This is a genomic window from Megasphaera geminata F0357, from assembly GCF_000239275.1.
Classification (GTDB): domain Bacteria; phylum Bacillota; class Negativicutes; order Veillonellales; family Megasphaeraceae; genus Megasphaera; species Megasphaera geminata.
This window is the reverse complement of sequence record NZ_JH417594.1, coordinates 1-12,590: the sequence shown is the minus strand read 5'-3', so window position 1 is coordinate 12,590 and position 12,590 is coordinate 1. Positions and strand designations below refer to the sequence as shown.

The window sequence follows — 12,590 nt, the reverse complement described above, 5'->3', positions numbered from 1 at the left end:
TTTCTTTTGGGGGAGGGTGCTGTCCTATATAAAGAATATGGTTTAGAATTTATACGTCGCCTGCACACGCGCATAATCGCCGAGCTTGAAATCCTCGCTGCCAAAGAGCGTGGCTCGCTTCGCCGTTCCCTTGGCATCGAACGTATAGAAGAAGTCAACGCGCAGATTGTCGATCGGAACATAGCCCGCACCGACGGTAAAGCTGCGGATGCCGTCGATGTAGCGGTCGGGCAAAGACTCCGTGCCGTTGCCGCCGAGGAAGGAGCCGTGTGCAAAACGCTTGTAGTCGAAGAACGCGTTCCAGCTCCCCTTCTCCCAGCTGTCGGGCGTCCCGCAGTCGAGGCGGAGCACATGATAAGCAGGCGTAGAGCCGCCGTTCAGGCCTTTTGCAAAGTCGGAGGAATTTTGCCCCCATTCATAGGAGAGCTTCGCCATCGCACCCAGGCGCAGGCTCGCGCCGAGACCGTACACCGAGGCGATCTTGCCGCCGTAGTCCGAGTCTTGCAGCGACTTCATATAGTGCGCCTGCACGCCGAGATCGTCCGTCAACAGATGCTTGACCTGCACATATCCCGCCGTCTTGACGGCGGGCGTCGTATCGCGCATGAGAAGCTGCCCGTCGGGGACGGGAATCACCTTCGGCCCCTTCGACAGCGGCAGATACGAAGTGCCGTCCGGATTCCATAGAGCGGACAAATTGAAGATCATATACCCGATCGTCGTTGCATACCCGCCGCGTTTTGACAAATTATTCGCATCGCCGTTGCTGAGGCCGTAGGCGCCGAACCAACGGCGGAAATTCTCCGGCGTAAGATCCGCCTCATGAACGGGCGTATAGCTGCCGTCCTGCAAATAGAGAACGCCGCCATTCTCCTTCATCGCGTTCTTTATCTCATTGAGGTATTCCGCACTGTTGAAATACGTATCGAGATCCTTTGTCGGATCGAATTTATCCATCGTGACGCCGATACTGCCGCCGGTTTTTCGGGTAAGCCCCGAATGCAGGCTGAATCGGTCGTGCTCATCCGTAACGGAGGGATCGATTTCCTTCAGCAGCGTATAAAACTCACGCAGGACCTTCATGCGATGCTCTATACTGCCGCCGCCCACCGCCTGATCCTGCTGCTGGGCATCGAGGAACTTCTGATGATAATTCATCTTGTCCAGATTCGGCAGAATGAGGCGATCGGATACCGTATTCCCCTCCGCATCTTCGAACACCCAGCCAAGCAGCTCGTCCTTCGTCGCGCTTCGCAGGAACGCCATCGGCGTGAGCTTCGTATACGCCGTATCCGTTATGCCCGTCGTATGCGAGAAATCGCCAACGCCCGCGCGCACCTGCGTACGTTCGCCCGTCCAGACAGCGCGCGCCCCGTCGTAGTCCTTCCCGAAGAAGTACCCCGTAAGACCGATGCGCTCCTCCAGCCTACCGAGAGAAACATCCACGGCTCCTGCTTCGTGGCGCAGCTCCGCACGCTCGATGCGAGCTTTATTCAGCCCCCGGCTCGGAGAGATGTCCTCCTGCCCGTCCATGCCGCCTGCCGCACCGGCGACGATCGTCGCTGACGTATGCGCGCCAAGCCCTGCATCCGCACGCACGCGCAGACGCTGCGCATAGCCGTGCGCGGGCTTATCCTCAAGATTCTTCTGCGCATCGCCGACATCCCGCTTGTCCGTGACGCGTATGCCGCTCCGCGCTTCGCCCGTATGACTGTCCTGACGCAATCGGTAATCCCCCGAAACGCGGAACTCTCCCGGGCGCAGCGTTTCCGTATCGCGCCGGATAAACCAATCGGAGCGATCGAAAGAAGAGAGCAGCGCGGCATCCTCCGGATCCTCCCGCTGCGCGGCCCGACCGCCAGCGCTGTCAAAGGCGAAATTCATGCCTAAACGATAGACACGCCCCTGGAACGCACGGTCATCGTCACGCTTCGCGAAGAGATTGTCCACGCCGATATACGCCATGGCGTCCTTGCCGAACTTCTTCTGTACCATGAGATTCCAGATGCCAAAGCTTTTACGCTTGTAATCCGCCGCGTGTTCCGCTTCCGCCTGCTTGGACATATCCACAGAATTGCTGTCGAGCATGTTCAGGTAGTAATCCGCCCACAGCGAACCGCTCCAGCCGGTTTTTTCATCCATATAGTGAATGCCGAAATCGATCTTATGGCGCGGACGATCGAGAAGCTCACGCGGCATGTGGTTCTCCTCCGCATCCTTGTTGATCGCGTGCAGGTACGTATAGCCGAGTTTCACCGACCAATGACGGCTGAATGCATGATCGAGCTCCGCCTCCAGCCCTGTAATCGCGACATTGCCCAGATTGCGGAAGGAATAGAGACGATCGCGCGAGCTCGGATCCGGATCGCCGATGCCCCCGGGCGTCGTCGGAGCGTTCATCCGCAGATACAGGATAATGCCCGCTGAAATAATGCGTCAGATAGTCCTTAATGCGGTTGTGGAAGATGCTCACGCGCGCAAAGGTGTTCTTTGTTTCCCCTTCAAGGGACAGCGAAAGATTTACGGACTTTTCCGGCTTGAGCTGCGCGTTGCCGACCCAATACCAGCCGGGCGCGTGTTCGCTCATCGCAGGATACATCTCCCAGTTGTAGTAAAGCTCGCCCATGCCCGGTTCCGCATACCCCGTCCCCACATTCGCCTTGAAGCGGCGGTGAGGATTGCCGCCGACATTGTGCGTCATGCCGACGCCCGCCGTGACATGGCTGCCGAAAAGGGTGCTGTGATCCAAACGGACGATGGGTGTAAAAATGGTGTCTTTGTCATACTGCCATGTATCCATCAGGTAGGCATGCCATTTTTGAATCTGCGCCTTGCCGATGGTCAAGGTGTTCTGACGGGCATTGTATTCTTCCTTGTATCCAAAGCCGTTGATGCGGGCAAGGTACGGCATCGTTGGATTATCCCCGAATTTATAAGCGTAATATACCATACCGGCGCCTAATGTCGTCAAAGGATCGGCGATTTCCGCGCCCGTCCGCTTTATCTATGACCGTGATGTGATTGTTCGGCTTGAGCATATCGCTTGCCTGCACTTCTTTGTAGTTGTCCAAGTCCGCCGTGCCGCGATACTCGTATGCCTCATCCCAGTACACATTGCCGCTTGCATCCCGATTGAACTTATAATCGTGTACATACGATTTTCCTTCCGGAGAAATCAGCGCGGTGCCCGGCACCGATTGATGCCAGAGATTTGAATCGTAATCGTCCGGCCGGATTTTTTTCTTATACGATGTGGGCGCATCTTGAATGCGGGATCCTTCTCCATGTTCATCGGAGTAGCCGAATCCGAAGGTCAGAAGATGGTCATCATTGACCGCAGCGTTGATCTTCGTGTCCAAATTCCACTGCCGATGCTCAACGTCATTGAGGGAAAACAGCATATTATATCCCGTATACTGCGTACTTTTCGCCAGGGATAAAATTCCGATGTCATTCTCCGTTCGTTTTCCGTAATTGTAGTCTACGACCCAGTCGTATTTTCCGTTTCTCCCACGATAAGAGAGGTCGTATGTATCACGTTTGATCTCCCGACGCAGATTTTGCTCGGGTTCTTCCTCCTCATTACTGTATTTGACATGCTTTTTCATATCTTCGATCTCTTTGCCCAGAGAAAACCGGAGCGTTTGTTGCCTGCCAAGATCATACGTCCCCTGGAGGCCGACATTCTTTATGCTGCCAAAGTAACGCAGCGACGAGCGAAAATCCGAATCCCAGCTCGTCGAGACATTCTTCGCCGCATAAATCGGCAGAACGTCGCGCTTGCTGCCCCATGCAGAAAGGCGCAGTCTGCCGACCGTACCCGCATCGGCGCGCAGGAAGAAATTGCTGAACGGCGTATTTTCTCTGCCGTCCTGTGCCCGCAGGCCTTCCACATTGAGCGCAAGTGCAGGTTTCTTGCCTGCGGTCTTCGTGATGATATTGATGACGCCGCCGATGGCATCAGCGCCGTACTTCGCGCTCGCCGCCCCGCGAATGATCTCGATGCGTTCGATATTCTCCGCGCCGAGCCGCATCACTTCGTCGCCTGCGCCGCGATACTTCGCCACATCACCGAGAACCGGATGTCCGTCCACCATGATCAGCGTATGCCGCGGCTCCGCGCCGCGGATCGATACGCCGACATTCCCCATCGCATCGACCGTGCGCGTCACGCCGACCTCGCTGAAGATAATGTCCTCGACCGACTTGGCCTGCTTCTTCTCAATGTCCTCCCTGGTGATAACCGTCGTGCTCTGACTTTCGTACTTGGCCTCTTCCTTGGCCGCGTTGACCTTAACGACAATGTCTCCCGTTTCGACCCGATTGTCCCCCCCCCTGCGGACTGTCCGCCGCACAGACGGGCAGGCTCAGCCAGGTAAAGACGGCACAGGTAAGCAGCGCATAACGTCCGCCCCGCCGTACAGACTTGTTCATAACTCCTTCCTCCCTCGTATGTTTTATATGTATACAGACATGTACTATATATTATGAGTACTGTTATCAGTATATATAATAAAAAAAGTTATCCTCTGTTTTCCACTCCATTCAGACCAAAAATAATCCATTTGGACAAAAATTTAAAAATACAATACCGTTTATGCATAACATCTGGTTTCTCTTATACAAATAAACATACCGCTATCTTCCGGAAACGCAAAAAACCATGGGAGAACAAACAAGATTGTTCTTCCATGGTTCTATTATCTTCGCTTCCCGCCCAAAGTGGACGTCTTATTTCGTGCCGAAAATGCGGTCGCCCGCATCGCCCAATCCGGGAACGATATAGCCGTGTTCATCGAGTTTTTCGTCCAACGCGGCAACGAAAATCTTGACATCCGGATGATCTGTATTGATAACGTCTATGCCGGCCGGCGCCGCTACAAGACACATCAGCTTAATGTGCTTAATGCCCCGTTCTTTAAGGAGTGTAATCGCCGCGGAAGCACTGCCGCCCGTTGCCAGCATAGGATCAACAATGATAAAATCACGGTCTTCCACATCCGGGAGCTTGCAGTAGTACTCGACAGGCTTCAGTGTCTCCGGATCGCGGTACAGGCCGACATGTCCGACTTTGGCCGTCGGAATAAGATTCAACATGCCCTGCACCATGCCGAGCCCGGCGCGTAGAACGGGGACGATGCCGAGTTTTTTGCCGCTGATCTGTTTGCCTGTCATCTTCGTAATGGGCGTTTCGATTGCCACGTCTTCCAAGGTGAGGTCCCGGGTGATTTCATACCCCATAAGCATCGTAATTTCTTCCAGCAATTCACGAAAATCTTTCGATCCCGTTTCTTTCATGCGCATTAACGTGACCTTGTGCTGAATAAGGGGGTGATCCATAATTTGTACCTGCATGCTGTACTCCTTCCGACTTCCTATTTATCCAATTCTTTGATCATATTGACACGTACTTCATGATACCCTCCGTCAAATCCCGTATGGAGGAACACGTTGACGACCGCCTTGGCAAGACCCGGTCCGATAACGCGTTCACCCATGGTGAGAATGTTCGCGTCATTGTGACGGCGGCTGTATTCCGCCGAGAACGTGTCTGACAAAGAGCGGCACGGATGCCGTGAATTTTATTAGCCGCAATCCCGATACCGATACCCGTCCCGCAGACGAGAATGCCTCTGTCAAAGGTTCCCGCCGCTACGGCACGAGCCGCTTTTTCCGCAATGAGCGGATAGTCACAGCGCTCCGGTGTATGCGTACCGTAATCGGTAAACTCGATCCCCTCTTCCGCAAGATATTGCTTGATGTCCTCTTTCAGTCTGAAGCCGCCGTGATCGGCCGCAATTACGAGTTTCATCTGGCATGCCTCCTCTTAATCCGTCTAACCTATTATACAACGCCGCTCAGACGTCGACAACAGCCCCACCGGCCGCTTTTTTCAGGCGGTTCATCACGGCCGTACCGATACCGCCTGTCGTTACGCCTTCGGCAAGAATCAAGTCGACAGGCTTATCGTCAAAGAACAATAACCCCGTATACACGTTTGCCGCCAGCTCTTCTTTCACGCCGTGGCGCCCCCACGTATAAAAGGGTTCATCGAAAAGGCCGAGCCGTTCCGCCGTTTCCGCACTGACAAGATAGCCCACGGCCTTTTTGTCCCCGGCGGCAGTATGGCGCGCCGCTTCCATGGCTGCCGCAACGGCAGTGACGGAGCCGACAAAAACCCGCATCGGCGCCGACGGCGCATAGTGACGATATTTCATGCCCGGAGCCTTGGGCACGCCCGTATCGGTGAGAAGATGGACATCCATGGTCACATACGGCGTAAATTCGGCAAGCATTTCTTCCGTTACACCGCCGGGACGAAGTATGGTTACGACCTGTTCGAGAACCTCCACAATCGTCGATTCGACGCCGATCGCTGCGGCGCCGCCGTCGATGATCATGTCGACGCGGCCGTCCATATCACGGAGTGCTTCCGCCGCCGTCGTCGGGCTGGGACGTCCCGAAAGATTGGCGCTCGGCCCGGCAACGGGTACGCCGGCGGCGCGCAGGAATTCACGGCAGCCCGCATGGGCGGGACAACGCAGAGCAACCGTATCAAGGCCGCCGGTTACCGCATCGGGCACGATCTCCCTGCGCGGCAAAACGACGGTCAGCGGACCGGGCCAAAAGGCTTGCATCAATTTTTCCGCTAACGGCGGGATGTAAGAAACGAGCTTCTTCCCCTCTGTTACATCGGGGACGGTCAAAATAAGCGGATTATCGCCCGGCCTGCCTTTGGCCGCATAGATAGAACGGCACGCGGCCTCATCAAGACCGTTGGCGCCGATGCCGTAGACCGTTTCCGTCGGGAAGACGACAAGGCCGCCGCCGCGGATAATCCGCCCCGCATCGTCAAAAACAGTTTTATCGGCAGCCGTCCCGGTAAGACGCGCCACTTTTGTATCTTTCATACCTTACCTCTTTTTCTCCAGGAGAACGAGCCGTTCTATACCGCCGTAGTCCTTACAGATACGAATAAGGCGGAAACGGTCCGTTGCCGTAAAAATATCGGCTACGGCCCGGGCCTGACCGGCACCCACTTCAAGGGCGCACTTGCCGCCGGCCTTTACATACGCCGCCCCGTCCGCAGCAATACGCCTGTATACGTCCAACCCGTCGGCGCCGCCGAAAAGGGCCTGTTCCGGATCGTGACTGACTTCCGGCTCGAGCCGTTCCATATCCTCTTGCGTCAAGTACGGCGGGTTGGAAACAAGCCAGTCATATTGTTCCGCCGGCACGTCGGCAAAAAGGTCGCTTTCCGTCCACTCGACGCGGTCAACACAAAAGCTTCACCGTTTTTTTTCGCAACGGCAAGGGCCTCTGCCGAAATGTCGACGCCCCGTCCCGTAGCCGTCGTAAAATGATGCAGGAGGCTGATGATAATAGCGCCGCTGCCCGTCCCCATGTCGAGGATACGCAGCGGGGCCTGTCTGTCCTCTTCTTTTTCCACGGTCTCAATGAGAAGCTCCGTTTCCGGTCTCGGTACGAGAACGGCTGCGGAAACAGAAAAATCAAGGCCCATAAAGGGTTGTACACCCAAAATACGGGCGACCGGGTAACGGGCCGCCCTTTTTTTTATTATATCCTTATATGCCGCCAGCTCTCCCGGCGTCATCGGTTCGTCATAATGGGCATAGAGATAGATACGTTCTTTCCCGAGTACATGGGCCAACAGGATTTCCGCATCCAAACGTGGCGTATCTATTTCCTTTTCCGCAAAGAACCGTTGTGTCCACTGCAGGATGCTCCCGACGGTCCACTGCTTATTCACGGCTTTCTTCGGCTTCTTTCATCAATTCGGTGCGGCGGGCTTCGGCAAGGGCCTGAATAAATTCGTCAATATCCCCGTTCATAATATTTTCGAGCTTGTACAGCGTCAGGTTAATGCGATGATCCGTCACGCGGCCCTGCGGATAATTGTACGTGCGCACGCGTTCGCTCCGGTCGCCCGTACCGACCTGACTGCGGCGGGCCTCCGTCATTTCCGCATCGGCAGCTTCCCGGGCCTGAGCCAACAGACGCGCTTTGAGGACGCGCACCGCCTTGGCCCTGTTTTCGAGCTGCGAGCGTTCATCCTGACATTCAACGACAATCCCCGACGGGATATGTGTCATCCGTACGGCGGAGGATGTCTTATTGACATGCTGGCCGCCCGCACCGGACGCACGGAAATAATCGACACGCACGTCTTCCATATTAAGCTCGACCTCCACGTCTTCCGCTTCGGGAAGCACGGCAACAGTTGCCGTCGATGTATGTATACGGCCGCCCGATTCCGTCACGGGTACGCGCTGTACACGATGAACGCCCGATTCATATTTTAATTTGCCATAGACACCGCTGCCCTCTACAGAGAAGATAATTTCCTTATATCCCCCCAATTCAGGTGCATTCGCGCTGATAATACCCGTTTTCCAGCCTTTTTGCTTTTCAATATATTTCATGTACATACGAAACAAATCACCCGCGAAAATCGCCGCTTCATCACCGCCCGCACCGCCGCGGATCTCCATGATGACGTTCTTGTCGTCATTCGGATCCTTCGGCAGCATAAGAAGGTGCAGTTCTTCTTCAAGGGCCGCCTGTTTCTGTACCAATTCGTTCAGTTCTTCCCTGGCCATGGCAACGAGTTCCGCATCGGAACCGTCAGCAATGATTTCCTTATCATCGGCAATAGTCGAAGAAATCTCTTTATACTTACGGAATACGTCGATAATCGGAGAAAGCGAAGCATGTTCCTTCGTCAACTTCTGCCATTCGTCCTGTCTGGCAATAACGGAAGGGTCACTGATGCGCTGCTCCAAGTCGATAAATTTGTTTTCTACGGCCTGTACCTTATCTATAAACATGCTTATTCCTCACTTTCGGCAATTATCGGGCATCTCCTGCAGCACGGGCGGCGTCATTTTCTTCCTCTGTATGAGGACGCACCGTTTCAAGCGCTTCAATGGCCACTTCGATCTGATCGTCATGAGGCTCACGCGTGGTCAGGTATTGGAGCCACAGCCCGGGTTTGAACATCGTCTTAATGACGGGGTTTGCCGTCCGGCCTGCAAGGCGAATCATTTCATAGCTGATACCGGCGACGACGGGCATCAGCAGGATACGCGATAAAATACGTTCGGCAATACCCGGCCAGCCCAGGAAAGCAAAGACGAAAATCGAGACTACCATGACGATGAGAAGGAAATTGGTCCCGCAGCGGGGATGGAGACGCACCTGGCCGCGCACATTTTCTACGGTCAAGGGCAGTTTTTTCTCATAAGCCCAGATGGTCTTATGTTCGGCGCCGTGATATTCAAAGACACGGCGTATATCGGCTGTAAAGGAAATCCCCCAGATATAGAGGAGAAAGATTATAAGCCGCAGTATCCCTTCAACAATATTAAGCAAGATCGGGTCCGTTGCCGAGCGGAAAAAAAACTTCGCCCCGAAAGTGGGCACGGCAACAAAAAAAACGATCGCCAACATGACGGAAAACAGCATCGTGCCGGCAATTTGTTTATTTGTTATCTGTTCCTCTTCTTCCCCCGCCGCCTGAGCCGAGTAAGAGAGGCTTTTCATGCCGTATACTAATGATTCTCCGAGCGCGACTGTACCGCGAATAAACGGTTTCTTCAAAAGCGGGAACCGTTCCGTCAAAGAATGGACTTTATCTTTTTTTACCGTAATTTCACCGGACGGTGTGCGAACGGCGGTTGCGATATATTCGGGACCGCGCATCATAACGCCTTCAATGACCGCCTGTCCGCCGACATATACAGGTTTATCCAAATGGACCTCCTACTCCTGTACAAACAAATAGAGCAGAGCATCCCTGCTCTGCCTACCGCTTGTTCTGCTGTTATTCAGCTGTCTAGCTTTTTTTACCGTAACGTTTATTAAACTGTTCAATACGGCCGCGAGCCGCTTGAGCACGCTGCTGACCTGTAAAGAACGGGTGGCATTTAGAGCAAATTTCAACACGCAGTTCCTGTTTTGTGGAACCCGTTTCAAACGTATTGCCGCACGCGCACGTTACTACGGCCTTGCCGTAATTCGGATGGATACCTTCCTTCACCATTCACATCTCTTCTCTAAACATACTTACCCCATACTGTGAGATTATAGCACAGAAATACGCTGTTTTGCAAGATAATCGACGCGGATTTGTCAGGCCCGCCTTCTCACGATATTAAAAAATCGGGACCTACTGCAATATATACGACCCTTTTTCCAAAATCCCTGCCAGCTCCCGCTGCAAATCCGGGCACGCCGTGATCCAGTATTTTTTATCCGCTAAAATAGTCTTCCTGCTGCCGATTAAATGAAAATACACTTTCGTTTCACCGGGATATTTTTTCAGCACGGCCGCGACATCCTCACCGAGGGATGACCGTTCCAGATAGGCAGGTATTTTGATAAAAAGCTTTTTACCCCGCCCGTCCTGCCAGAGGGCCTGCGGCGGGATATCCGCCTGCTGCCGGTTCTCCGCCGCCGCAGCGGCCGCTTCTTCATTGAGCGGCTGAATGCTGTCGGCGATGATCTGTACGTCGTCCTCCGTAATATCGGCCCTGCCCCTGACGGCGACGACTGTATCGACGGTCGCAAAAGCGCTGCATTGCCGATAGGTCTGCGGAAATACGACGACCGTCACCGTATGCGTAAAGTCTTCCAGCGTAAGGATCGCCATCAAGTCGACGCGCTTTGTCGTCACTTGCCGACGGGCCGTGACAAGGCCGCCGGCAAGCACGGTCCTGCCGTCATAATGCGCCTTATCTTCCCCGTAGAGAAGAGACAGGGGCGTCACCGTCTTCATGACATCTTCGTACGCATCAAGGGGGTGCCCGCTGAAGTAAAACCCGTCGTATTCTTTTTCCATGGCCAACCGCTTTGCCACGGGATACTCGTCCATGTCCGGATAGACGAGTTCCGTCACCGACGCAGCTTCTTCCATATCAAAGAGCCCCATCTGACCGGACGCATCGTCCTTCTGCCGTAACCCCCCCAGAGAAAGGGCCTGATCGAGTACGGCCATAAGCTGCGTCCGTTTCCTGCCGAATGAATCCATAGCGCCGCATTGAATCAGGCTTTCCAAGGCCCGTCTGTTGACGACGCGCGCGTCGACACGGCTGCAAAAATCTTCAAGCGAACGGAACGGCCCGTCCTTTTCGCGCGCTTCCAAAATAGCACGGATCGCATTTTCACCGACGCTCTTAATGCCGGCCAGGCCGAAGCGAATATTGCCGTTCTGTACGGAGAATACCGACTCCGACTCATTGACGTCCGGCGAAAGGACCGGTACGTGATGACGCTTGCATTCCGCCGCGTAAAAGCTGATTTTACTGACATCGTTAATCATGCTGGTCATGGTCGCCGCCATCAGTTCGGCACAATAATGCGCTTTCAGGTAGGCCGTCTGCCACGCCACATAGGCATAAGCGGCGGAATGAGATTTGTTGAAGCCGTAACCGGCAAAATACACCATCAGGTCAAAAACTTTACCGGCAATATCGTCGTCAATATTGTTTTTTCTCGTCCCTTCAAAAAAGTGTTCACGCTGCGCCTTCAGGACATCTTCCTTTTTCTTGCCCATGGCACGGCGCAGAAGATCGGCCTCGCCGAGGCTGAAACCGCCCATGGCGGAAGCGATCTGCATAACCTGTTCCTGATAAAGAATGACGCCGTACGTATCTTTAAGAATGGGTTCTAAAAGCGGATGGAAATACGTAACCTTTTTCTCGCCGTGGCTGCCTTTAATAAAATCTTCAACCATGCCGCTGCCGAGCGGGCCGGGACGATACAGGGCGACAAGAGGGATCATATCTTCAAAATGCTTCGGTGCCAACTCTTTGACAAGATTCGTAATGCCCTGCGATTCCATCTGGAATATGCCGGCCGTATCCCCCTCGGTGAGAAGCCTGCATGTCGCTTCATCATCAAGGGGTATCTTTTCGATGTCAAGCTCCGTACGGTAATTGCGATTGATCATCTTCACGGCATCACCGATGACCGTAAGGCGTTGCAGGCCCAAAAAGTCCATCTTGAGCAGGCCCAGTTCCTCAACGAGATCCTTATCGTACTGGGTCGTCAAATACCCTTCCTTTGAATACTGCATGGGCACGTAGTCATCAACGGGCGCCGCTGAAATAACGACACCCGCCGCATGCGTCGACGAATGCCGCACAAGGCCTTCAAGAACCTTGCCGTAATCGACAAGGCGGCGCACTTCTTCCTTCGTTTCATAGTCCTGTCTGAATTCTTTACTGGTCTGCAACGCCTTATCAAGAGTAATGCCCAGTTCATTAGGCACGGTCTTCATGATGCGGTTCACTTCGCCGAGCGGCATGTTCAGCACGCGGCCGACATCACGCAGAACCGCGCGGGCCGCCAGTGTACCGAAGGTGATGATCTGGGCCACATGATCCTTGCCGTATTTGCGCGTAACATAATCAATGATCTTATTACGGTTCTCATAGCAGAAATCCATATCAATATCGGGCATCGTAATGCGTTCGGGATTGAGGAAGCGTTCAAAAAGAAGATTGTACTTCAAGGGATCCAGCCCAGTAATGCCCAAAAGATAGGCGACGACCGAACCGGCCGCGGAA

Annotated in this window: 11 protein-coding genes and 3 pseudogenes; all 14 read right to left on the bottom strand. The window is 54.1% G+C overall.

The annotated features are described in order from the left end of the window. Window positions 1-42: 42 nt before the first annotated feature. Window positions 43-402 (bottom strand): annotated as a pseudogene (locus tag HMPREF0080_RS11680) (hypothetical protein); the annotation flags it as partial. Between the two features lie 1,596 nt (window positions 403-1,998). Further along, window positions 1,999-2,307 (bottom strand): annotated as a pseudogene (locus HMPREF0080_RS11675) (TonB-dependent receptor plug domain-containing protein); the annotation flags it as partial. Continuing rightward, entirely contained in the window at window positions 2,189-2,950 is a 762-nt protein-coding gene (locus tag HMPREF0080_RS11525; RefSeq protein ID WP_050808824.1) for a TonB-dependent receptor domain-containing protein, read from the bottom strand. The pseudogene HMPREF0080_RS11675 and the gene HMPREF0080_RS11525, both read right to left, overlap by 119 nt. Continuing rightward, a complete protein-coding gene (locus HMPREF0080_RS05325; protein ID WP_006790271.1) occupies window positions 2,931-4,355 on the bottom strand; it encodes a TonB-dependent receptor plug domain-containing protein in 1,425 nt (474 codons plus the stop codon). Before HMPREF0080_RS05325 ends, HMPREF0080_RS11525 begins: the two co-directional genes overlap by 20 nt. Beyond that, entirely contained in the window at window positions 4,294-4,434 is a 141-nt protein-coding gene (locus HMPREF0080_RS09915; RefSeq protein ID WP_156795303.1) for a hypothetical protein, read from the bottom strand. The genes HMPREF0080_RS05325 and HMPREF0080_RS09915 overlap by 62 nt, the downstream gene beginning before the upstream one ends. Window positions 4,435-4,731: 297 nt before the next feature. After that, the gene (gene upp / locus HMPREF0080_RS05320) at window positions 4,732-5,355 is read right to left on the bottom strand and encodes a uracil phosphoribosyltransferase (RefSeq protein ID WP_006790270.1); all 624 of its coding nucleotides are present in this window, start codon (window positions 5,353-5,355) and stop codon (window positions 4,732-4,734) included. 20 nt (window positions 5,356-5,375) lie between these two features. Next, window positions 5,376-5,812, bottom strand: a pseudogene (rpiB, locus tag HMPREF0080_RS05315) (ribose 5-phosphate isomerase B). 46 nt (window positions 5,813-5,858) lie between these two features. Continuing rightward, a complete protein-coding gene (locus HMPREF0080_RS05310) occupies window positions 5,859-6,911 on the bottom strand; it encodes an L-threonylcarbamoyladenylate synthase (protein ID WP_006790268.1) in 1,053 nt (350 codons plus the stop codon). Window positions 6,912-6,914: 3 nt separating this feature from the next. Further along, the gene (locus tag HMPREF0080_RS10800; RefSeq protein WP_245527238.1) at window positions 6,915-7,178 is read right to left on the bottom strand and encodes a class I SAM-dependent methyltransferase; all 264 of its coding nucleotides are present in this window, start codon (window positions 7,176-7,178) and stop codon (window positions 6,915-6,917) included. 11 nt (window positions 7,179-7,189) lie between these two features. After that, a complete protein-coding gene (locus HMPREF0080_RS05305; RefSeq protein ID WP_006790266.1) occupies window positions 7,190-7,771 on the bottom strand; it encodes a N5-glutamine methyltransferase family protein in 582 nt (193 codons plus the stop codon). Further along, entirely contained in the window at window positions 7,764-8,849 is a 1,086-nt protein-coding gene (gene prfA / locus HMPREF0080_RS05300; RefSeq protein WP_006790265.1) for a peptide chain release factor 1, read from the bottom strand. The genes HMPREF0080_RS05305 and prfA overlap by 8 nt, the downstream gene beginning before the upstream one ends. Before the next feature lie 22 nt (window positions 8,850-8,871). Continuing rightward, a complete protein-coding gene (locus HMPREF0080_RS05295; RefSeq protein ID WP_006790264.1) occupies window positions 8,872-9,774 on the bottom strand; it encodes a DUF1385 domain-containing protein in 903 nt (300 codons plus the stop codon). An 82-nt stretch (window positions 9,775-9,856) separates the two neighbouring features. After that, complete coding sequence (gene rpmE, locus HMPREF0080_RS05290) at window positions 9,857-10,060, bottom strand: 50S ribosomal protein L31 (RefSeq protein WP_040347342.1); 204 nt, start codon at window positions 10,058-10,060, stop codon at window positions 9,857-9,859. A 129-nt stretch (window positions 10,061-10,189) separates the two neighbouring features. Continuing rightward, window positions 10,190-12,590, bottom strand: a 2,401-nt coding sequence (dnaE, locus tag HMPREF0080_RS05285; protein ID WP_006790262.1) for a DNA polymerase III subunit alpha, incomplete at its 5' end; no start/stop codon positions are given.

Coding starts and splice junctions, on each gene's coding strand:
- HMPREF0080_RS11525 (WP_050808824.1), bottom strand. CDS start 2,950: ATGGTATATTACGCTTATAAATTCGGGGATAATCCAACGATGCCGTAC.
- HMPREF0080_RS09915 (WP_156795303.1), bottom strand. CDS start 4,434: ATGAACAAGTCTGTACGGCGGGGCGGACGTTATGCGCTGCTTACCTGT.
- HMPREF0080_RS05310 (WP_006790268.1), bottom strand. CDS start 6,911: ATGAAAGATACAAAAGTGGCGCGTCTTACCGGGACGGCTGCCGATAAA.
- upp (WP_006790270.1), bottom strand. CDS start 5,355: ATGCAGGTACAAATTATGGATCACCCCCTTATTCAGCACAAGGTCACG.
- HMPREF0080_RS10800 (WP_245527238.1), bottom strand. CDS start 7,178: ATGGAACGGCTCGAGCCGGAAGTCAGTCACGATCCGGAACAGGCCCTT.
- prfA (WP_006790265.1), bottom strand. CDS start 8,849: ATGTTTATAGATAAGGTACAGGCCGTAGAAAACAAATTTATCGACTTG.